Origin of the sequence: Geodermatophilus sp. CPCC 206100 (assembly GCF_048569675.1) — a bacterium.
Classification (GTDB): domain Bacteria; phylum Actinomycetota; class Actinomycetes; order Mycobacteriales; family Geodermatophilaceae; genus Geodermatophilus.
In genome coordinates, this window is sequence record NZ_JAQISV010000058.1 from 1 (window position 1) to 19,542 (window position 19,542).

Annotated in this window: 19 protein-coding genes; 9 read left to right on the forward strand and 10 right to left on the reverse strand. The window is 76.7% G+C overall.

What is annotated here, in order from left to right:
* Nucleotides 1–65: 65 nt before the first annotated feature.
* Nucleotides 66–968, reverse strand: coding sequence for a homocysteine S-methyltransferase (mmuM, locus tag PGN05_RS22420; protein ID WP_419754794.1), 903 nt, complete (start codon nucleotides 966–968; stop codon nucleotides 66–68).
* A 31-nt stretch (nucleotides 969–999) separates the two neighbouring features.
* On the opposite strand from mmuM, the gene yidD reads away from it, so the two are divergent.
* Both yidD and arfB read left to right on the forward strand, forming a co-directional pair.
* Entirely contained in the window at nucleotides 1,000–1,518 is a 519-nt protein-coding gene (gene yidD, locus PGN05_RS22425) for a membrane protein insertion efficiency factor YidD (RefSeq protein WP_419754795.1), read from the forward strand.
* A gap of 71 nt (nucleotides 1,519–1,589) precedes the next feature.
* Complete coding sequence (gene arfB / locus PGN05_RS22430; protein ID WP_419754796.1) at nucleotides 1,590–2,030, forward strand: alternative ribosome rescue aminoacyl-tRNA hydrolase ArfB; 441 nt, start codon at nucleotides 1,590–1,592, stop codon at nucleotides 2,028–2,030.
* Nucleotides 2,031–2,036: 6 nt separating this feature from the next.
* Here arfB and PGN05_RS22435 read toward each other — a convergent pair whose 3' ends face one another.
* The 4 genes from PGN05_RS22435 to PGN05_RS22450 all read right to left on the reverse strand — a co-directional run bounded on the left by PGN05_RS22435 (nucleotide 2,037) and on the right by PGN05_RS22450 (nucleotide 5,458).
* On the reverse strand, nucleotides 2,037–3,083 hold the full coding sequence (locus PGN05_RS22435) for a hypothetical protein (RefSeq protein WP_419754797.1): 1,047 nt from the start codon (nucleotides 3,081–3,083) through the stop codon (nucleotides 2,037–2,039).
* 30 nt (nucleotides 3,084–3,113) lie between these two features.
* On the reverse strand, nucleotides 3,114–4,364 hold the full coding sequence (locus PGN05_RS22440; protein WP_419754798.1) for an RNA polymerase sigma factor: 1,251 nt from the start codon (nucleotides 4,362–4,364) through the stop codon (nucleotides 3,114–3,116).
* An 8-nt stretch (nucleotides 4,365–4,372) separates the two neighbouring features.
* Nucleotides 4,373–4,726, reverse strand: coding sequence for a YciI family protein (locus tag PGN05_RS22445; protein WP_419754799.1), 354 nt, complete (start codon nucleotides 4,724–4,726; stop codon nucleotides 4,373–4,375).
* A 93-nt stretch (nucleotides 4,727–4,819) separates the two neighbouring features.
* Nucleotides 4,820–5,458: a GNAT family N-acetyltransferase gene (locus PGN05_RS22450; RefSeq protein WP_419754800.1), complete on the reverse strand. Its 639-nt coding sequence runs from the start codon at nucleotides 5,456–5,458 to the stop codon at nucleotides 4,820–4,822.
* A 114-nt stretch (nucleotides 5,459–5,572) separates the two neighbouring features.
* Between PGN05_RS22450 and PGN05_RS22455 the strand changes: the two genes are divergently transcribed.
* Genes PGN05_RS22455 through PGN05_RS22465 form a run of 3 tightly spaced genes read left to right on the forward strand, consistent with a single transcriptional unit; the run spans nucleotide 5,573 to nucleotide 11,087 of the window.
* Entirely contained in the window at nucleotides 5,573–8,158 is a 2,586-nt protein-coding gene (locus PGN05_RS22455) for a molybdopterin oxidoreductase family protein (RefSeq protein WP_419754801.1), read from the forward strand.
* The gene (gene nirB, locus PGN05_RS22460) at nucleotides 8,158–10,683 is read left to right on the forward strand and encodes a nitrite reductase large subunit NirB (protein ID WP_419754802.1); all 2,526 of its coding nucleotides are present in this window, start codon (nucleotides 8,158–8,160) and stop codon (nucleotides 10,681–10,683) included. The genes PGN05_RS22455 and nirB overlap by 1 nt, the downstream gene beginning before the upstream one ends.
* On the forward strand, nucleotides 10,680–11,087 hold the full coding sequence (locus tag PGN05_RS22465; RefSeq protein WP_419754803.1) for a Rieske (2Fe-2S) protein: 408 nt from the start codon (nucleotides 10,680–10,682) through the stop codon (nucleotides 11,085–11,087). The genes nirB and PGN05_RS22465 overlap by 4 nt, the downstream gene beginning before the upstream one ends.
* A 58-nt stretch (nucleotides 11,088–11,145) precedes the next feature.
* On the opposite strand, the gene PGN05_RS22470 is transcribed toward PGN05_RS22465, so the two are convergent.
* The 3 genes from PGN05_RS22470 to PGN05_RS22480 all read right to left on the reverse strand — a co-directional run bounded on the left by PGN05_RS22470 (nucleotide 11,146) and on the right by PGN05_RS22480 (nucleotide 13,809).
* Complete coding sequence (locus tag PGN05_RS22470) at nucleotides 11,146–12,639, reverse strand: hypothetical protein (RefSeq protein ID WP_419754804.1); 1,494 nt, start codon at nucleotides 12,637–12,639, stop codon at nucleotides 11,146–11,148.
* A complete protein-coding gene (locus PGN05_RS22475; RefSeq protein WP_419754805.1) occupies nucleotides 12,636–13,142 on the reverse strand; it encodes a SigE family RNA polymerase sigma factor in 507 nt (168 codons plus the stop codon). The genes PGN05_RS22470 and PGN05_RS22475 overlap by 4 nt, the downstream gene beginning before the upstream one ends.
* A gap of 67 nt (nucleotides 13,143–13,209) precedes the next feature.
* Complete coding sequence (locus PGN05_RS22480; protein ID WP_419754806.1) at nucleotides 13,210–13,809, reverse strand: helix-turn-helix domain-containing protein; 600 nt, start codon at nucleotides 13,807–13,809, stop codon at nucleotides 13,210–13,212.
* A gap of 50 nt (nucleotides 13,810–13,859) precedes the next feature.
* Here PGN05_RS22480 and PGN05_RS22485 point away from each other — a divergent pair, with 50 nt between their 5' ends.
* Both PGN05_RS22485 and PGN05_RS22490 read left to right on the forward strand, forming a co-directional pair.
* Nucleotides 13,860–14,819, forward strand: coding sequence for an NAD(P)/FAD-dependent oxidoreductase (locus PGN05_RS22485; RefSeq protein ID WP_419754807.1), 960 nt, complete (start codon nucleotides 13,860–13,862; stop codon nucleotides 14,817–14,819).
* Complete coding sequence (locus tag PGN05_RS22490; protein ID WP_419754808.1) at nucleotides 14,816–15,508, forward strand: class I SAM-dependent methyltransferase; 693 nt, start codon at nucleotides 14,816–14,818, stop codon at nucleotides 15,506–15,508. The genes PGN05_RS22485 and PGN05_RS22490 overlap by 4 nt, the downstream gene beginning before the upstream one ends.
* A 34-nt stretch (nucleotides 15,509–15,542) precedes the next feature.
* Here PGN05_RS22490 and PGN05_RS22495 read toward each other — a convergent pair whose 3' ends face one another.
* Nucleotides 15,543–16,517, reverse strand: a complete 975-nt coding sequence (locus PGN05_RS22495; RefSeq protein ID WP_419754809.1) for a methyltransferase — start codon at nucleotides 16,515–16,517, stop codon at nucleotides 15,543–15,545.
* Between the two features lie 61 nt (nucleotides 16,518–16,578).
* On the reverse strand, nucleotides 16,579–17,370 hold the full coding sequence (locus PGN05_RS22500; RefSeq protein WP_419754810.1) for a hypothetical protein: 792 nt from the start codon (nucleotides 17,368–17,370) through the stop codon (nucleotides 16,579–16,581).
* Between the two features lie 147 nt (nucleotides 17,371–17,517).
* Between PGN05_RS22500 and PGN05_RS22505 the strand changes: the two genes are divergently transcribed.
* Nucleotides 17,518–18,915, forward strand: coding sequence for a nitrate/nitrite transporter (locus PGN05_RS22505; protein WP_419754811.1), 1,398 nt, complete (start codon nucleotides 17,518–17,520; stop codon nucleotides 18,913–18,915).
* A gap of 33 nt (nucleotides 18,916–18,948) precedes the next feature.
* Nucleotides 18,949–19,521 (forward strand): GNAT family N-acetyltransferase, encoded by a 573-nt coding sequence (locus PGN05_RS22510; RefSeq protein ID WP_419754812.1) that lies wholly within the window; start codon nucleotides 18,949–18,951, stop codon nucleotides 19,519–19,521.
* Nucleotides 19,522–19,542: the final 21 nt, after the last annotated feature.

Below are 19,542 nucleotides of genomic sequence, written 5' to 3' on the forward strand. Positions count from 1 at the left end.
CCCGCCGTGCGTGTGCGCGGGCGGGGGGGCCCGCGGGCGGGGTCCGCCCCGGCGGACGACTCCACTCAGCGCAGGGCGGCGGCGAGGCGGGCGATGTCGGCGGGGCGGACCCGGCAGCAGCCGCCCACGAGGCGGGCACCGGCGGCCACCCAGCCCGGCACGTCGGCCGCGTCGAGGCGACCGGCCCCCGTCCATCGGCGTGCGGCGGCGTCCCACCCCTCGCCGCTGTTCGGGTAGGCGACCAGCGGCCGGCCGGCGGACGCCGCCGCGGCCAGGGCCGGCCCGACGGCGGACGGCGCGGTGCAGTTGACCCCGACGGCGACGACGGCGGCCACGCCGCGCGCCATCGCGAACACGTCGGCGGCCCGCTCCCCGCGCCTCGTGCGGACGACGCCGGCGCCGTCCACGACCGCGGTGAGGGACAGCCAGATCGGGACACCCAGGTCCTCGGCCTCGGCCAGCAGCGCCTCGGCCTCCGCCGCCGCGGGCACCGTCTCGCAGGCCAGGACGTCGGCCCCCGCCTCGGCCAGCAGCGCCATCCGCGGTCGGTGGAACGCGCGCAGCTCGGCCACCGACACCGCGTCGCAGTAGGCGCCGGTGTACTCCGAGCCGTCGGCCAACACCGCGCCGTACGGGCCGACCGACCCGGCGATCCACGCGTCCGGCGCGCCCCGGCGGGCCAGCGCGACCGACGAGGCGAGCAGGGCGGCGGCGTCGTCGGCACCCACGCCGGCCGCCGCGAAGCCCGCCACCGACGCCTGGTAGCTCGCGGTCGTCACGACCTGTGCCCCGGCCGCGGCGAACGCGGCGGACGCGGCCACCAGCGCCTCCGGGTCGTCCCGCAGCAGCCGCGCCGACCACAGCGCCGAGGTGAGGTCGCAGCCCCGGGCCTCCAGCTCCGTGGCGAGGCCGCCGTCGAGCACGACCGGGCCGGCGGCCAGGGCGTCGGCGAGCGCGCGGTCGGGCATGAGGGCGATCCTCCCGCGGTACAGGGGACCCATGGTGTTCATCTGGAGCAGCGGGTGGGGCCCGCGGCGCCGCCCGCCGCGGCGGTATCGCGGCCTGCGGCCCGGCTACGGGCGCTACGGCCCGCCGCCCGGTTACGGACGGCGGTACCGCGGCGGCTCCGACCGGGACGGCGGCTGCCTGCGCGACCTGCTGCTCCTCAACACCGGCTGCTGCCTGGCCAACGCGATCGGCTGCGGCGTGGACGGGCTGTTCCTCGTGCCGACGACGGTGCGGCACGTGCACACCGCCGGCACCGGCCCCCGCGGGACCCGCGTGCGCGACCGGCTGGTCGCCGCGGTCCGCGTCTACCAGCGGGAGGTCAGCCCGCGCCGCCCGCCGGTGTGCCGCTACCAGCCGACCTGCTCGGCCTACGCGGTCGAGGCGCTCGAGCGGCACGGCGCCGCCCGGGGCAGCTGGCTGACCCTGCGCCGGCTGGCCCGCTGCCGCCCGGGCGCGGCCGGAGGTGCCGACCCGGTGCCGGCCGCCGCCGGAGCCGCGGCCGTCACCTGAGCGCGGTCCCGGCGTCAGCGGCGGGAGGCTCCGGCGGCACGGCCCGGTGCCCTGTCGGCGACACTGGTCCGGTGCCGGCCGGGGACGACGCCGCCGGTGACCTGCCGGTCACCGGGTCCCTCGTCGTGCCCGCGGACGCGCTCGGCTGGCGGTTCTCCCGCTCCTCGGGGCCCGGCGGGCAGGGCGTCAACACCGCCGACTCCCGGGTCGAGCTGTCGGTCGCCCCGCTGGAGCTGCCGGGGCTGACCGACGGCCAGCGCGACCGGCTGGCCCAGCGGCTGGGCGGCCGGCTGGTGGACGGCGTGCTGACCGTCGCCGCCAGCGAGCACCGCCAGCAGCTGCGCAACCGGCAGGCCGCCCGCGACCGGCTGGCCGCGGTGCTGCGGGCCGCGCTCGCGCCGCCGGCTCCGGCCCGGCGCCGCACGAAGCCGACGAAGGGCTCCCAGGAGCGGCGGATCCAGGCCAAGAAGCAGCGGGGCGAGCTCAAGCGCTCCCGTCGGCACTGGGACTGACGCCCCTCAGCCCCGCGCGCGGTCGAGGATCGCCCGGTGCAGGTCGAGCAGCGGCGGCACCTCCTCCCGCTGGGCCCGGCCCAGCCCGCACTCGGTGCAGACGCCCCACTCGCCCCCGCCGAGCTGCTCGTCGACGAGCCGGACCTGCTCGGCCGTGGTGCCCTCGGCCTGCTGGTCCGGGTGGTAGGGGACCAGGCCGAAGTACAGCTCGGTCCCCTCCGAGCGGCGCAGGTCGCGGAGGGGGGCGAAGAACGACGGGTCGCGCTGGTGCTGGGGGACGGTGAAGGAGATCCAGTCGACCCGGCGCCGCGCCGCCTCGGCGACGCCGTTGACCACCTGCACCTGCAGGGCCAGGGAGTCCGGGTCGCGGAAGTGGTGGTGCTGGTAGTCGCCGTAGCAGAGGTGCAGCCCGACCGGGACGTCCCCGGGCACGCGGTCGACGCACCGGGCCAGCCGCTCGACGATGGAGGGGAGGTCCTGGCCGGCGGTGAGGAACTGGGCCTCCAGGATCCCGAACTCCACCGCGACGTCCCACTGGACGGCGATCTGCTCGTGCGGCAGGGCGCCGAGCAGGCGGTCGAGGTCGGCGAACAGCGCGGCCTCGTACGACGGTTCCAGCCGGTCCTGGTCCTCGGGGACCACCCAGGCGTTGATGGCGGCCAGCGGCGTGGGGTACTGGACCTGGAACCGCACGCCGGGCGGCACCGCGCCCTCGTCCCGGAGCGTGCGGTACACCTCGAACGACTGCTGGTAGGCGTCGGCGTAGCCCAGGTCCGGCCACCGGACGGCCCCCGGGTCCGCGCCGTCGGCGAGCCGGACCTTCGGCATCTCCTCGTAGCCCTCGGCGAGCTGGTCCATCGCGGCCGCCTGCTCGAGGCCGGGTGTCTGCCGGAACCGCTCCAGCTGGAACCAGATCCAGTTGGCGCGGTCGCCGGTCTCGCCGTCGGGCAGGCGACGCAGCCCGGTGGGGAGCCGCGTGACCACCTCCCGCATCACGGTCTCGGTGTCGGGGAGGTTCACGCTGCCGTTGAGGTGGACGGAGGTGGGTGGCATGGCGTGCATCCTCACCAGGTGTGGCCCAGGTCACAACGACCCACGTCGCGGCACCCCACCCACCCCGCCGAGCGCGGCCCGGCGCCGCTCGAGGAACGCCCGCTCGGCGGCGTTGCCGGCCACGGCGATCGCGGCGTCGTAGGCGGTGGCGGCCTCGGCGGCCCGGCCCAACCGGCGCAGCAGGTCGGCCCGGACGGCGGGCAGCAGGTGCGAGCGCGGCAGGTCCAGCTGCTCGACCGCCGCGAGCGCGGCCGCGGGTCCCTCGACCTCGGCCACGGCGACCGCCCGGTTCAGCGCGACCACCGGGCCCGGTGCCAGCGCCAGGAGCTGGTCGTAGAGGGCCAGCACCTGCCGCCAGTCGGTGCCGGCCGCCGTCGGGGCGTCGCTGTGCACCGCCTGGATCGCGGCCTGCACCTGGTAGGGCCCCGGGGCGTTCCGGCGCAGGCACCGCCGCACCAGCGCCTGCCCCTCGGCGACCAGCGCCGCGTTCCAGAGCCGGCGGTCCTGCTCGGGCAGCGGCACCAGGTCGCCGTCCGGCGTGGTCCGCGCCGCCCGGCGCGACTCGACCAGCAGCAGCAGCGCCAGCAGGCCGAGGACCTCGGGCTCGTCGGGCATGAGCTCGGCCAGCTGCCGGGCCAGCCGGATCGCCTCGGCGGAGAGGTCGGGCCGCACCAGAGACGCCCCGGAGGTGGCCGTGTGCCCCTCGGTGGCGATCAGGTAGACGACGGCGAGGACGCCGCCGAGCCGGTCGGGGAGGTCGGCCCCGGCGGGCACCCGGTAGGGGATCCGGGCGGCGCGGATCTTGTTCTTGGCCCGCACCAGCCGCTGCGCCATCGTCGCCTCGGGCACGAGGAAGACGTGCGCGATCTCGGTCGTGGTGAGCCCGCCGACCAGCCGGAGGGTGAGCGCCACCCGGGCCGCGGGGGACAGCGCGGGGTGGCAGCAGGTGAACAGCATGCGGAGCCGGTCGTCGCGCACGGCGCCCTCCTCGGGCGGCGGGTCGGGGTCGTGCAGGAGGGCCGCGGCGCGGTACCGGTCGACCCGGGTCGACTCGCGCCGCAGCCGGTCGATCGCCCGGTTGCGGGCGGTCGTGACGATCCAGCCGGCGGGGCTGGGCGGCACGCCCTCGGCCGGCCACCGGGCGACCGCGGTGGTGAAGGCCTCCTGGACCGCCTCCTCGGCGAGGTCGATGTCGCCGAGGAGGCGGGTCAGGACGGCGACCGCGCGCCCGTAGGACTCGCGGAAGACCCGCTCGACCTGAGCGGCCGGTACGCCGGACACGGGCCCGGTCAGCAGCCGGGACCGCCCTGCAGCGGCCGCACCTCGATCGGCAGGGTGATCGCGCGGGCGAGCTTGCGGCCCCACTCGAGCGCGGCGTCGAGGTCCGGGGCCTCGACGACGGTGAACCCGCCGACGTGCTCCTTGCCCTCGAGGTAGGGGCCGTCGGTCAGCAGCACCTCGTCCCCGGAGGGGCGGGCCACCGTGGCGGTCTCCGGCGGGTGCAGGCCGCCGGCGAAGACCCAGGCGCCGGCCTCGCGCATCTCGCGGTTGACGGCGTCCAGGTCGCGCATGATCGGCTCGAGCACCTCCACCGGCGGCTCTCCGCCGTCGGGCTGGTAGATCGTGAGCAGGTACTGCGCCATCGTCGTCCTCCTCGGTGTCGGCGGCCGGCCCGCTCGCCGGTCCGCTCACCTCCTGTACGAACGGACCGGCCGCGGATCGACACCCGGGGCGGATCAGTCCTGCGGCGGGCGGACGGCCAGCCACAGCCGCAGCCCGCCGTCGGAGGTCGCCAGCTCCTGCGCCACCTCGAAGCCGGACCGGCGCAGGAAGCGGACGCCGGCCCAGGCCCAGACGGCGGCCGCGGCGGGCAGCCCCTCGGCGTCGCAGCGCTCGAGCACCGGCTCCAGCAGCGCGCCGCCGTAGCCGCGGCGGCGGCTGCTCGGCCGGGTGCCCAGGTGGGTCAGCCACCAGTGCGGGCCGGTCGGCCGGGCGGCGTCGACCAGCTCCCGGGTGTCCCGGACCCGCGACCAGTGCTCGCCGCTGACGTGCGGCAGCTCCCGGGCCAGCGCGGCGCGCACGTCGTCCGGCACGGGCCGGGTGCCCGCCGCTCCGGGCGGGGCCTCCCAGGCGGCGACGGCGCTGACGTCCTCGGTCACCCAGCAGGCGCCGCTCTCCACCGCGCGGTGCCCGGCGTCCAGCTCGAACAGCCGGGTCAGCCGCTGCACCCGGCCGTCCTCCGGCAGCGCCCAGCGCGCCCAGCGCGACGCGGCCGTGGCGAGGGTGAGTGTGGCGGCGATCCGCGGGACGTCGCGCGGCTCGGCGGGCCGGACGGACGGCGCGCCGAGCTGGACCGAGACCACGCGATCGCTCACCTGCCCAGCGTAGGGACCCCTCACTCCCGACGGCGGGGCGCGGTGAGGACGACGGAACGCAGGGTTGACGCCGGTGCCGCCGCCGGGAAACGGGCGCCGTCGACCCTCGGAGCCGTGACCGCGACCGCCCTCCCCGGAGCCCTGGTGGGGCCGCGCACCCGCACCACGCGGACGCACTGCCCCTACTGCTCGCTGCAGTGCGGGATCACCATGACCGCCGGCGACCGCCCGGCCACCCTCCAGCCGGCCGACTTCCCGACCAACCGCGGCGGCCTGTGCTCCAAGGGCTGGTCGGCGACCGAGCTGCTCGACCACCCGGAGCGGCTCACCCGCCCGCTGGTCCGCGCGGTGCCCGGCGACCGCACCAGCCCCCTGGTGGAGTCGACCTGGGACGAGGCGCTGGACCGGGTCGTCGCCGCGATCGGGCGCACCCAGGCCGAGCACGGCCGGAACGCCGTCGGTTGCTTCGGCGGGGGCGGGCTGACCAACGAGCAGGCGTACCAGTTCGGCAAGTTCGCCCGGGTCGCGCTGCGCACCTCCGCCATCGACTACAACGGCCGGTTCTGCATGTCCTCGGCGGCGGGCGCGGCGGTCCGCGCCTTCGGGCTGGACCGCGGGATGCCGTTCCCGCTGAGCGACCTCGCGGCGGCCGACGTCGTCATGCTGGTCGGGTCCAACCCCGCGGACACCATGCCGCCGGCGATGCAGTACCTCGACGAGGGGCGGTCCCGGGGGGCGCAGCACGTCGTCGTCGACCCCCGGCGGACGGCGACCGCCCGGAACGCCGCCCTGCACCTGCAGCCGCTGCCCGGCACCGACCTCGCGCTGGCCAACGGGCTGCTGCACATCGCCGTCGCCGAGGGCCTGGTCGATCTCGACTACGTGGCCGAGCGGACCAGCGGCTTCGAGCCGGTCCGCGAGGGCGTGGCCGCCTACTGGCCCGACCGGGTGGAGCGGCTGACCGGCGTGCCGGTCGCCGACCAGCGGCGCACGGTGTTCGCCCTGGCCCGCGCCGAGCGGGCGATCGTGCTCACCGCCCGCGGCGCCGAGCAGCACCGCAGCGGCACCGACACCGCCCAGGCGTGGATCAACCTGGCGCTCGCCCTCGGCCTGCCGGGTCGGGAGGGCAGCGGCTGGGCGACGGTCACCGGGCAGGGCAACGGCCAGGGCGGCCGCGAGCACGGGCAGAAGGCCGACCAGCTGCCCGGCTACCGGAGGCTGGCCGACCCGGACGCCCGCGCGCACGTGGCCGCCGTGTGGGGCGTCGACCCCGACGACCTGCCGCAGCCGGGACGCTCGGCCTTCGAGCTGCTCGACGCCCTGGGCACCGACGGCGGGGTCCGCACCCTGCTGGTGCTGGCCTCCAACGTCGCCGTCTCCGCGCCCGACGCCCGGCGGGTCGTCAGCCGGCTCGGCGACCTGGACTTCCTCGCGGTCAGCGACTTCTTCCTCTCCGAGACCGCCGAGCTCGCCGACGTCGTCCTGCCCAGCGCCATGTGGGCGGAGGAGGACGGCACGATGACCAACCTCGAGGGACGGGTGATCCGCCGCCGGCGCGCCCTCGACCCGCCCGACGGCGTCCGCGACGACCTGCGGCTGCTGGCCGAGCTGGCCACCCGGCTCGGCGTCGGGAACGGGTTCAGCGGCGATGCGGAGACGGTCTTCGCCGAGCTGCGCCGGGCCAGCGCCGGGGGAGCGGCCGACTACTCCGGCATCACCTACCGGCGGATCGACGAGGAGCAGGGCGTCTTCTGGCCCTGCCCCGCGCCCGACCACCCCGGCACGCCGCGGCTGTTCCTCGACCGCTTCGCCACGCCCGACGGCCGGGCCCGGTTCCTGCGGGTCGAGCACGTCGAGGCGCACGAGCGGCCCGACGCCGCCTACCCCTACGTCCTCACCACGGGCCGGGTCCTCGCGCAGTACCAGTCGGGGACCCAGACGCGGCGCTCGCGCAGCCTGCAGCTGCTCGCGCCGCTGCCGCGGGCCGAGCTGCACCCCGACCTGGCGCGGCGGCTCGGGATCGGCCCGGACGACGTCGTGGAGCTGGCCACCCGCCGCGGCCGGGCCCGCTTCTCGGCGTCGCTCAGCGAGGACATCCGCCCCGACGTCGTCTTCGCGCCCTTCCACTGGGGCGGCGGCTCCAGCGCCAACGCGCTCACCGACGCCGGGGCGCTGGACCCGGTCAGCAAGATGCCCGCCTTCAAGGTCTGCGCGGTCGCCGTCACCCGCGTCGCCGGCCCCGTCGAGCGGCTGCCCGCCCCCGATGCGGCGGCCCAGCCGCTGCCCCGTCCCCACGAACCGGCGCCCACCACCCCGGAGCCCCGGCTCCCGACCCGGAGGAGGACCTCCCGCGTGACCAGCACCCCACGCTTCCTGCAAGGCGTCTACCCGATCACCGGGGAGGGCCTGGACAAGCCCGGCCCGGTGGACCCCGCGCTGCGCTACACCGTGCCCGGTGGTGCCAGTGCCCAGGCGCTGTACTTCCGCGGCGGCAACTCCACCGACGCCCTGGTCTACGTCCTGCTCGTGCGCGACGGCGTCCCGGTGCGCTGGTTCCCCATCGGGGCGAAGGGCGACGTGCACGTGCCGCTGCGGGTGGTGGAGGACCTGCCCGGCGGCACCCTCGTGGAGCTGCACGCGGGCGCGCCGGTCGGCGTCACCGGCGAGCTGGTCGTCGACCTCGGGCTGGTGGAGGTCTGATGACGACGGTGCTGGGCGGCCGGCCCGCCGGCCTGACCACGATCCGGTTCGACGACCTCGACGAGCGGGCCTCGCTGGTGGTGGTGGGCAACGGCATGGCCGGCGCCCGGTTCGTGGAGGAGGTGCTCGAGCGCGGCGGCGACGAGCAGTTCCGGATCACCGTCTTCGGCGACGAGCCGCACGGCAACTACAACCGGATCATGCTCTCGCCGGTGCTGGCGGGGGAGTCGCACGAGGACGACATCCTCCTCAACAGCCACGACTGGTACGCCGACAACGGAGTGACCCTGCGCGCCGGCGTGCGCGTGGAGCGGATCGACGTCGCCGCCAAGGCCGTGCACGGCTCCGACGGCTCGGTCACCGCCTACGACCACCTGGTGCTGGCCACCGGGAGCAGCTCGTTCATCCCGCCGATGACCGGGGTGCGCACCGGCGACGGCGGCCTGCTGCCCGGGGTGTACGGCTTCCGGACCATCGACGAGACGCGGGCGATGCTGGCGGCCGTCGGCTCGTGCACGCAGGCCGTCGTCCTCGGCGGGGGGCTGCTCGGGCTGGAGGCGGCCCGGGCGCTGCAGGGCCACGGGCTGGCCGTCGACCTGGTGCACGCCGCGCCGTGGCTGATGAACGCGCAGCTGTCCCGGGAGGCCGGGGCGATTCTGGAGCGCAGCGTCCGGTCGCTGGGCATCACCGTGCACCTCGACGTCCTGGCCACCGAGGTGCTCGGGGCGGGATCCGTGGAGGGGGTGCTGCTCCGGGACGGCCGCCGCCTGGACTGCGACCTGCTCGTCGTCGCCGCCGGCGTCCGCCCCAACACCGACCTCGCCGTCCGCTCGGGGTTGGAGGTGCAGCGGGCGGTCGTCGTCGACGACCAGCTGCGCACCGACGAGCCCGACGTCTACGCGATCGGCGAGTGCGCCCAGCACCGCGGTGAGGTCTACGGCCTGGTCGCCCCGGCCTGGGAACACGCCGCGGTGCTCGCCGACGTCCTGACCGGCACGAACCCCCGCGCGGAGTACCACGGCAGCCGGACGGCGACCAAGCTGAAGGTGGCCGGCGTCGACGTCGCCACCATGGGGATCAACACCCCCGAGCGGGACGCCGACGAGTTCCTCGTCATCTCCGAGCCCACGCGCGGTGTGCACCTGTCGGTGGTCATCCGCGACGACCGGCTGGTCGGCGCCACCCTGCTCGGCGACACCCGCAAGGTCGCCTTCCTCACCCAGGCCTTCGACCGGGGCGCGCCCCTCCCGGAGGAGCGCATCCGGCTCCTGGTCGACCTCTCCGACGGCGCCGAGGAGGCGGGCGTCGCCGAGCTGCCCGGGGACTCCCAGGTGTGCAACTGCAACGGCGTCACCAAGCAGGCGATCTGCGACGTCGTCGCCGATGGCTGCGCCTCGATGTCGGGCGTCATGGACCGCACCCGGGCCGGCAAGGGCTGCGGCTCGTGCAAACCGCTGGTGGAGCGGGTCGTCGAGTGGGCCGCCGAGGGCGAGCTGACCGAGGACCCCGCGGCCTCCTGGTACGTCCCCGGCATCCCGCTGGCCAAGCCCGAGCTCACGGCCGCCATCCGGGAGCAGGACCTGCGCAGCGTCTCCGCCGTCTTCGCCGCGCTCGCCCCCAGGGGCAAGGAGGACGCGAAGTCGAAGATGGGCCTGACCTCGCTGCTCAAGATGCTCTGGGGCGTCGACTTCGTCCCGGAGAAGGACGGCGAGTTCATCAACGACCGGGTGCACGCCAACATCCAGCGCGACGGCACGTTCTCCGTCGTCCCGCAGATGAGGGGCGGGGTCACCACCCCGGCCCAGCTGCGCCGCATCGCCGACGTCGCCGAGAAGTACGAGGTGCCGATGGTCAAGGTGACCGGCGGCCAGCGGATCGACCTGCTCGGCGTGCGCAAGGAGGACCTGCCGGCCATGTGGGCCGACCTCGGCATGCCGTCGGGCCACGCCTACGGCAAGAGCATGCGCACGGTGAAGACCTGCGTCGGCAGCGACTTCTGCCGCTTCGGGCTCGGGGACTCGACCCAGCTCGGCATCGACCTCGAGACGCGGTTCCAGGGCATCGAGAGCCCCGCGAAGATCAAGATGGCCGTCGTGGGCTGCCCGCGGAACTGCGCTGAGGCCTACGTCAAGGACGTCGGCGTGGTGGCGATCGGCAACGGCAGGTGGGAGCTCTACGTCGGCGGCGCCGCCGGGGCGACCATCCGCAAGGGCGACCTGCTGGCCACCGTCGACTCGCCGTCCGCCGTCATCGAGCTGTCCGGGCGCTTCCTGCAGTACTACCGCGAGAACGCTAACTGGCTCGAGCGCACCTACGACTTCGTGCCGCGCATCGGCCTCGAGCGGATCAGGCAGGTGCTGCTGGAGGACGCCGAGGGCGTCGTCGCCGACCTCGACGCCGCCCTGCAACGGTCGGTCGACGCCTACCGGGACCCGTGGGGGCAGGACGGCCCGGACCCGGCCACCCCCGGCCAGTTCCGCCCGTCCCTCCCGCTGGTCGCGCTGCCGACGGTGCCGGTCCGTTGAGCGCGCCGCACCTCGATGTCGAGCGGCCCACCACGCCGGGCACCGCGACCGGCTCGCCGGCCACCGCGGTCGCCACCCCGGGCACGGCCGCGCCGGTCCGCGGCGTCGCGCACGTCGTCGGCCGGGCGGACGACGTCCCGCCCGGCGAGGGGCGGGCGTTCGTGGCCGGCGGTGTGCAGGTCGCCGTCTTCCGGCTGCGCGACGGGTCGTGGCACGCCACCCAGGCGGCCTGCCCGCACGCCGGCGGCCCCCTCGCCGACGGCCAGACCGACGTCGACGTGCTGGTCTGCCCGTTGCACCTCTACGCCTACCGGTGGTCCGACGGCGCCGCCACCTCCGGGGCGGCGCCGGTCCGGGTGTACCCGGTGCGGGAGGCGGCCGGCGACCTGGTGGTCTTCGTCTGAGGGGATCCCTGCCCGCCGCCGCCGCACCCGGCGAGGACCGCCGCCGCCTCCGCCGCCGTCACCCGTCCAGGCCCGCGGTGCCGAGCAGGCCGGCCCGGCCCACCACCCGCCCCTCGGCGTCGCGGGTCTCCACCTGCGCGACCCGCTCCGGGGCCGGCAGGACGGCGACCCCGCCGTCGAGGGGGACCGACACGAGCGGATCGCCGTCGGCCGCCGTCCAGCGGGCCGTGACCGCCCGCGCCGGTGCCACCACGACCACGCTGCCGGTGCGGGCCTCGTCGGCCGCCTGCGCAGGCGGGTCGCACCGGAACGCGAGGGTCTCCTGCAGCAGGTCGGTGCCGGCGGGCAGCACCGCGGCTCCGCACCCCGTCGCACCCAGGGACCGGTCGGCGAAGGCCACCCCGGCGACCGTGGACAGGTGCACCGCCCCCGAGGGCAGCGTCGCCGACAGCAGGACGGCCCGCGCCGTGCGGCCGCTCCCGGCCGGGATGTCGCCGGCCCAGACGGTGCCGAAGCGGACCTGGTCGGCGGCCAGTCCGGTGCGGGCCAGGACGTCCTGCGCCTCGATCGTCACCAGCGAGTCGACGGGGGAGGGGGGCGGAGGCTCGCGCAGCGGGTCGACGACGGGTTCCGGCGGGGTCAGGGCCGGGTCGGCGTGCCCGTCCGGGCCGGTGACCCACGACTGGCCGGCGCGGGTGACGCGGTAGCGCAGGGCCGAGTCGAAGGGCACCTCGCGACGCCCGACGTCGAGGACCACCACGCCGTCGGCGGTCGGGACCGGCTGCCACGTGCGCCGCACCGTCCCGTCGGCGTCGACGTCGGGGTGCAGGGAGACCTCGACGGAGTCGCCGGGGGCCGCCACCACCACCAGCGCCCCGGTGGCCGAGCTGGACAGGGCCGACGGGAGGGACGGGTCGACGCCGTACGGGACGCTCCGCAGCTGCATCTCGTCGGCGCCCGCACCCGGCGGGCCGACGAACCAGGCGACCGCGACGTCGCTCAGTGCACCGAGGTCGGTCTGCCGCTCCGGGTCGGTCCGGGCGGGGACGGCGGTGTTCGTGCCCGACACCAGCGCCCACCGGCCCCCGGGCACGTCCCCGGCGAAGACGACGTGCCGCTCGGCCAGCGGCGGGTCGGGCACCCCGGCGCCGCCGTTCCAGGCCAGTCCGCGGACCCCTTCGACGAACGCCGCGTCCCCGGCCAGGGAGCCGCGGGTGGGCCCGGTGTAGACGTCGCCCGGTGGGAGCGCGGGGGTGGTGACCGCCGTCCCCGGCTCCGGCTCCGCGGGCGCCCCCGTCGCCGCGTCCGGTCGCGTCTCGAGGGCACCGGTCGCGGGGGTGGCGTCCGGCGTCCGCCCGCCGTCGCCCACCAGCCCCGGCACCGCGACCACGGCCGCCGCGACGACGGTGACCACGGCGCCGACCGCGGCCTGCTGGCGACGCCGGGCGCGGTGCCGCCGGACCACCGTGGCGGCCAGGTCGGGGTGCGGGGGCGGCGTGGACCGTTCGGCCAGCCGGTGCAGCCGGTCGGTCAGCTCGCGCTCGTCGATCACCGGGACTCCTCTCGGGCCGCCGGGGCCAGCGGCGGAGCGGCGAGCAGCTCCCGCAGCCGGGCCAGGCCGCGCGCGGTCTGGGTGTTCACCGTGCTGGCCGAGCAGCCCATCGCCGCGGCCGCCTGCTGCTCGGAGAGGTCGGCGTAGAAGCGGAGGACCACCGCGGTGCGCATGCGCGGGGGCAGGGCGCGCAGCGCGGTCCGCAGCTCCTCGTCGTCCTCCCGCGGCGCCGACGGGTCGGCGCGGTCGGGCACCGTCTCCAGGACCTGCTCGGTGGCCGACAGCCGGCGCCGCCAGCTGGTGTGCGTGGTGACCAGCACCCGGCGGACGTAGGCGGTCGGGTCGCCGTGGCCGGCGACCCGGCTCCAGTGCCGGTAGCTCTTCAGCAGCGCGGTCTGCACCAGGTCCTCGGCGTGCCCCCGGTCGCCCGCCAGCAGCACCGCGAGACGCAGCAGCGCGGTCTGCTCCCGGGACACGAACTCCTCGAAGCCCAGCCCGCTCACCCGTCCCCCTCCGCCGGCACCCACCTCCTACACGCGCCGGGGGGCGCCGCGGACCCACAGCCGGCGGTCACGGTCCCTGCCGGGGCCGGGCGCGGACGTGCATGCGCTCGCCCTGGGGACCGAACAGCGAGAGCACCTCGGCCGGCTCGGGGAACGGGTTGCCGAAGGCGTGCGGCACCCGGGTGTCGAACTCGACCACCTCGCCGGCGGAGAGCACGAAGTCGCGCGCGCCGAGGAGCAGCCGCAGCCGGCCCGAGAGCACGTAGAGCCACTCGAAGCCCTCGTGCGTCTTCTGCTCCATGTCGGAAGACCGCGAACGCGGGGGGAACGTCTGCTTGTAGGCCTGCAGCCCCCCGCTCTGGCGGGTCAGCGGCACCATCGTCACGCCCTCGGACTCGAACGGGCTCTGCTGCACGCGCGGGTCCCCCGTGGGGGGCGCGTCCACCAGGTCGTCCAGGGCCACCTGGTAGGCCCGGGCCAGCGGGAGCAGCAGTTCCAGCGTCGGCCGGCGCTGCCCCGACTCCAACCGGGACAGCGTGCTGACCGACACGCCGGTGGTGGCGGAGACCGCCGACAGCGTCAGGTCGCGGTCCGTCCGCAGCGCGCGGAGACGGGGGCCGACCGACTCCAGGACCGCATCGACCGGCGGCTCGTCCGTCTTTGCCATACCAGCAACACTACTTGTCGACGGGGCGAGAGCGGGTGCACCGTGTCGGCATGAGCAGATACGACGTGGTGGTGATCGGTGGTGGCGCCGCCGGGCTGAGCGGAGCGGTGGCCCTGGCGCGGTCGCGGCGCACGGTCCTGGTGGTCGACGCGGGGCAGCCGCGGAACGCGCCGGCGTCCGGCGTGCACAACTACCTGGGCCGGGAGGGCGCCCGGCCCGCCGACCTGCTCGCCGACGGGCGGGCCGAACTGGCCGGTTACGGAGGCGAGGTCCTCGACGGCGTGGTCACCGCCGCGCGGCGGGCCGACGACGGGACCTTCCGCGTCGTCCTGGACGGCGGTCGCGAGGTGTCGGCCCGTCGGCTGCTGGTCACGACCGGCCTCGTCGACGAGTTGCCCGAGCTGCCCGGGCTGGCGCAGCGGTGGGGGCGCGACGTGCTGCACTGCCCCTACTGCCACGGCTGGGAGGTGCGCGACCAGGCGATCGGCGTCCTCGCGACCGGTCCCAACGCGGTGCACCAGGCGCTGTTGTTCCGGCAGCTCAGCGAGGACGTCGTCTTCTTCCGGCACACCGGGCCGGGGCTCGCACCCGAGCAGGCCGAGCAGTTGACCGCCCTCGGCGTCCGGCTGGTCGACGGCGAGGTGACCGGGATCGAGGTGACCGGCGACCGGCTCACCGGCGTCCGGCTCGGAACCGGCGAGGTGGTGCCGCGGTCGGCCCTGGTCGTGGCGCCGCGCTTCACCGCCCGCGCCGGCGTGCTGGCGTCGCTGGGCGTCCCGGCGGTGGACCAGGAGATGGGCGGCTCCGTCGTCGGCAGCGCCGTGCCGGCCGACCCGACCGGAGCGACCTCCGTGCCGGGCGTGTGGGTGGCGGGCAACGTCGCCGACCTCAGCGCGCAGGTGGTGGTCTCCGCCGCCGCCGGGATGCGGGCCGGCGCCATGATCAACGCGGACCTCGTGTCCGAGGACGCCCGCGCGGCCGTCGCGGCGCACCGGAGCGCGGCGGCATGAGGGCGGTCGATCGCGGGTCCTACGACGAGCTCTACCGGTCGGCTCCGGCGGTGTGGAGCGGCCGGCCGAACCGGCAGCTCGTCGTCGAGGGGAGCGCCCTGTCGCCCGGCACGGCCCTGGACGCCGGGTGCGGCGAGGGCGCCGATGCCCTGTGGCTCGCGGAGCGCGGCTGGCGGGTGACCGCGGTGGACTTCTCCGCCGTCGCGCTGGAGCGCGCCGCCGCCCACGCCCGCGCACGGGGGCTCGACGACCGCATCACCTGGGTGCACGCCGACCTGGACGCGTGGACGCCGGCGGAGGGCGGCTTCGACCTCGTCGCGGCGCACTACCTGCACGCGCACGGGCCCGACCGCCCGGCGCTGTTCGCCCGGCTCGCCGGAGGGGTCGCGCCGGGCGGGACCCTGCTCGTCGTCGGTCACCTGCTCGGCGAGGGCGCCGGCGTCTCCCGGCACGCCGGCGACCACCCGCACCGGAGCCACGACTCCGGGGACGACGAGCACCCCCGTCCCCACGAGCACGACCCCGACCTGCTGTACACCGCGGCGGACGTCGCGGCGGTTCTCGACCCCGCGCAGTGGCGGGACGTCGTGGCCGAGACGCGGGACCGCGACCCGGCGGCGGTCGCGCGCACGGGCAACCCGGCGCCGGACACCGTGCTGGTGGCGCGACGCCGGTCGTTAGCGCGGTAGACCGAGGCCGGCCCGCGGCGAGGGCGGCCGCGCGTCAGCCCGGGCGCGCCTCCAGCACGTGCACGCCGGCGCCGGTCGGGACGTCGGCGGTGAGCCGCAGGCCGGCCCGCTCGAGGAGGGCGGCGTACTCGGCGACGGAGCGCTCGCGGCCGTGCAGCAGGACGAGCATGTGCAGGTCCATCCGCACCGCGTCGGGGTCGTCGGCCGCCCGGGGAGGGACGACGGCCTCGACGACGAGCAGCACGGAGTCCGGCCGCAGCGCTGCCCGGCAGGTCCGCAGGATCCGCAGCGCGTCGTCGTCGTCCCAGTCGTGCAGCACCCGGGACAGCAGGTAGGCGTCCGCGCCGCCGGGCACCTGCGTGAAGAAGTCGCCGCCGACCGCGGGCAGGTCGCTGCCGGCCACGACGCCGGGCAGGTCGAACAGGACGACGTCCGCACCGGGTGCCCGCTCGCGGACCGCGCGCAGCAGCGTGCCGCTGCCGCCGCCGACGTCCACGATCGAGGCGAACCGGGCCGTGTCGTAGGCCGCCACCACCGCACCGGCCTCGCGCGCGGACCGGTCGGCCATCGACGCGCGGAAGGTGGCCAGCCGCTCCGGGACCGCCGAGAGGTGCTCGAAGAACGGCCGGCCGTGCACGAGCTCGAGGGGCGTGCCGCCCTCGCGGACGGCCTGGAGCAGCCCGGCGGCCGCGTCGTAGTAGACCTCGCCGCGCGCGGTCACCGCGCCGCGCAGGGAGCCGGGGACGCCGGCACGGAGCAGCTCGCCGGTGTCGGTGAGGGCGAACCGGCCGTCGTCCCGCTCGTCGAGCACCTGCTCGGCGGCCAGGCCGCGGAGCACGCGGTGCAGCACGCCGGGGACGACGTCGAGCTCGGCGGCGAGGTCGGCCGCGGTCCGGGGTCCCCGGGCGAGCGCCTCCGGCACGCCGATGGCGACGGCGACGTACAGCAGCTGGGTGACCAGGTAGCCGTCCACCAGCCGGGACAGCCGGGCGGCCGGGGAGCCGGGCACGCAGGACATGCTGGCACTCCCGCCGGTCCCGGCCCAGGGGTCCCGGCGTCCGCCGGCCGGTCTAGGACGTGAGCTCGGCGAGCGCGGCGGCGACCTCGTCGTCCCGGACGAAGCCCAGGGCCAGCAGGCGGTGCACGAGCACGCCGCGGCGGGTCAGCCGCAGGTCGGCCGGGCGCAGCCGGGGCAGCGCCGCGCCGCCGGGCCGCGGCTGGGCCGGGGGTGGGTCGACCAGGCCGGCGCGCTGCAGGTCGGCGACGTCCTCGCGGGCTCCCCACGCCGACCAGGCGCGCGGCTCGTCGGGCAGGGGCGTCATGGGCAGCGGCAGCCGGTCCCGGCGGCCGACGCCGGCCAGCAGCGTCAGCTGCCGCCACGACAGGTCGGCCGCGAGCCGCAGCGCGCGGTCCACCAGCGCGGCGTCGAGGTCGGGTGCGGCCGCCACCTCGGCCAGCAGGTAGCCCAGGTGCCGCACCCGCCGCTCCTCGACCGACGACCGGGCGGACGCCACGACGGCCTCGGTCACCTCGCCGGCCGGGGACCGGCCGCCGGGCCGGGGCGTGAAGAAGTCGTCGTCGCGCACCCGGCGGCCACTCCGGGACAGCGACGCGCTGTGCTCGACGGCGAAGGCGAGGACGGCGCCGGCGCGGGCCCGCTCCCGGGGCACCGGCACCGCGGCCGACTCCTCGGCGGCGGCGCGCAGCACCCCGGCCAGCCGGTCGTCCAGGCGCACCGCCGGCGCCGCCCCGGACCCCGGGAAGACCACCGTGGCCGCCGCCCGGCTCATCGACCCGGCGACCACCGCGCCCGACTCGAGCAGCGCACGGCCGGTGGCGGGGGAGTCCTCGGTGGCGGTCACGCGGGCATCCTCCCCGGTGCGGCGCGGGCCGTGCACCCGCGGGACGGCGGCCCTCACCACAGCGGGTCAGCGACGGTGAGCACAACGGAACACGGGTTCATCCCGGCAGCAACGGCCGGGGAACGCCGGCCCGCCACCGTCGGGGTCATGGCCGCCCCCGCCCCCACCACGCCGTCCTCCGCCCCGGCGACCGCGTCGCCCGTCGCCCCGCCCCGCGCCGCCGGGCGCTGGATCGACGACTGGCGCCCGGAGGACCCCGTCTTCTGGGCGTCCACCGGCAGGACGGTCGCCCGCCGCAACCTGTTCTTCTCCGTCTTCTCCGAGCACGTCGGCTTCTCGATCTGGAGCCTGTGGTCGGTGCTCGTGCTGTTCCTGCCGGAGTCGGTCTACGGCATCGACCCGGCCGGGAAGTTCCTGCTCACCACGCTGCCCACGGCGCTGGGCGCCGTCGTCCGGCTGCCCTACACCTTCGCCGTCGCCACCTTCGGCGGCCGGAACTGGACCATCGTCAGCGCCTCCCTGCTGCTGGTGCCCGCGATCGCCACGGCGGTCGTCCTCGAGCCGGGGGTCTCCTACTCCACCCTGCTGGTCGTCAGCTGCCTGGCCGGCGTCGGCGGCGGCAACTTCGCCAGCTCGATGGCCAACATCAACGCGTTCTACCCCAATCGGCTCAAGGGCTGGGCGCTGGGCCTCAACGCCGGGGGCGGCAACCTCGGGGTCCCCGTCGTCCAGCTCGTCGGCCTGCTCGTGCTGGCCACCGCCGGCGCCGAGCACCCGCGGCTGGTGCTGGCCCTCTACATCCCGCTGATCGTCGTGGCGGCGGTCGGCGCGGCGCTGCTCATGGACAACCTGACGACGGCGCGCAACCAGCCCCGGGCCATGCGGGAGGCGGCCCGCGAGCCGCACACCTGGATCATGTCCTTCCTCTACATCGGCACCTTCGGCTCGTTCATCGGCTTCGGGTTCGCCTTCGGCCAGGTGCTGCAGAACCAGTTCGGCGCGGACTTCGCCACGCCGCTGGCCGCCGCCTCCCTGACCTGGCTGGGGCCGCTGCTGGGGTCCCTGATCCGGCCGCTCGGCGGCTCGCTGGCCGACCGCTTCGGCGGCGCCCGCATCACGTTCTGGACCTTCGCCGCCATGGCCCTGGGCGCCGCGGTCGTGTGGACGGCGAGCCAGGTGGGGTCACTGCCGCTGTTCGTCGTCGGCTTCGTGGCGCTGTTCGTGCTCAGCGGGATCGGCAACGGCTCGACCTACAAGATGATCCCGGCGATCTCCCGCAGCCAGGCCCGGGACCGGGTGGCCGCCGGGGCCGACGCCGACTGGGCCGACCGGCACGCCCTGCGGATGTCGGGCGCGCTCATCGGCATCGCCGGCGCGGTCGGCGCCTTCGGCGGGGTGCTGGTCAACCTCGCGTTCCGCCAGTCGTTCCTCACCACCGGCACCGGCGACGCGGCCTACCTGGTCTTCATCGCCACGTACCTCGCCTGCCTGGCGGTGACCTGGGTCGTCTACCTGCGGCCGCGCGCCGCCATGGCCGGCGTGTGAGCCGGACGCGGCCGCCGCTGCCACGATCGGCGCATGGCGATCGAGGTGCGGCCGGCGAGCGACTTCGAGGACGTGGCGACGATGGTCGGCCCCAAGCGGCCCGACGCGAACGTGTGCTGGTGCCTGAGCTACCGGATCCCGTCGAGGGAGAACCAGGCGCTGCGCGGTCCCGAGCGCGGCGAGCGGGTCCGGCAGCTGGTGGCCGAGGACCCGCCGCCGGGGGTGCTCGCCTACGACGGCGGCGAGGTGGTCGGGTGGGCGGCGGTGCACCCGCGCGCCGACACGACCTTCGCGCGCAACCGCAGGATCCCGCGGGTCGACGACCTCGACGTGTGGTCGCTGTGGTGCATCCGGGTGCGCCCCGGGCACCGGGGGAGGGGCATCAGCCACTCCCTGGTCGACGGCGCCGTCGCCTTCGCCCGGGCGCACGGCGCGCCGGCGGTCGAGGGCTACCCGGTCGACAACCAGGGCCGCACGGTCGACCTCACCATGGCCTACGTCGGCACGCGGGCGTTGTTCGAGCGGGCCGGGTTCGGCATGGTCGCCGGCACCGACTCGGTGCTCAACGGCTTCCCCCGCGTCCTCATGCGGCTCGACCTGCGCTGAGTGGAGTGCCGCCGCGCAGGG

What these genes read in the sequence shown, in the direction of transcription:
- mmuM (WP_419754794.1), bottom strand. Translation starts at nt 968, where the DNA reads ATGCCCGACCGCGCGCTCGCCGACGCCCTGGCCGCCGGCCCGGTCGTG.
- yidD (WP_419754795.1), top strand. Translation starts at nt 1,000, where the DNA reads ATGGTGTTCATCTGGAGCAGCGGGTGGGGCCCGCGGCGCCGCCCGCCG.
- PGN05_RS22435 (WP_419754797.1), bottom strand. Translation starts at nt 3,083, where the DNA reads ATGCCACCCACCTCCGTCCACCTCAACGGCAGCGTGAACCTCCCCGAC.
- PGN05_RS22445 (WP_419754799.1), bottom strand. Translation starts at nt 4,726, where the DNA reads ATGGCGCAGTACCTGCTCACGATCTACCAGCCCGACGGCGGAGAGCCG.
- nirB (WP_419754802.1), top strand. Translation starts at nt 8,158, where the DNA reads ATGACGACGGTGCTGGGCGGCCGGCCCGCCGGCCTGACCACGATCCGG.
- PGN05_RS22480 (WP_419754806.1), bottom strand. Translation starts at nt 13,809, where the DNA reads ATGGCAAAGACGGACGAGCCGCCGGTCGATGCGGTCCTGGAGTCGGTC.
- PGN05_RS22485 (WP_419754807.1), top strand. Translation starts at nt 13,860, where the DNA reads ATGAGCAGATACGACGTGGTGGTGATCGGTGGTGGCGCCGCCGGGCTG.
- PGN05_RS22490 (WP_419754808.1), top strand. Translation starts at nt 14,816, where the DNA reads ATGAGGGCGGTCGATCGCGGGTCCTACGACGAGCTCTACCGGTCGGCT.
- PGN05_RS22505 (WP_419754811.1), top strand. Translation starts at nt 17,518, where the DNA reads ATGGCCGCCCCCGCCCCCACCACGCCGTCCTCCGCCCCGGCGACCGCG.
- PGN05_RS22510 (WP_419754812.1), top strand. Translation starts at nt 18,949, where the DNA reads ATGGCGATCGAGGTGCGGCCGGCGAGCGACTTCGAGGACGTGGCGACG.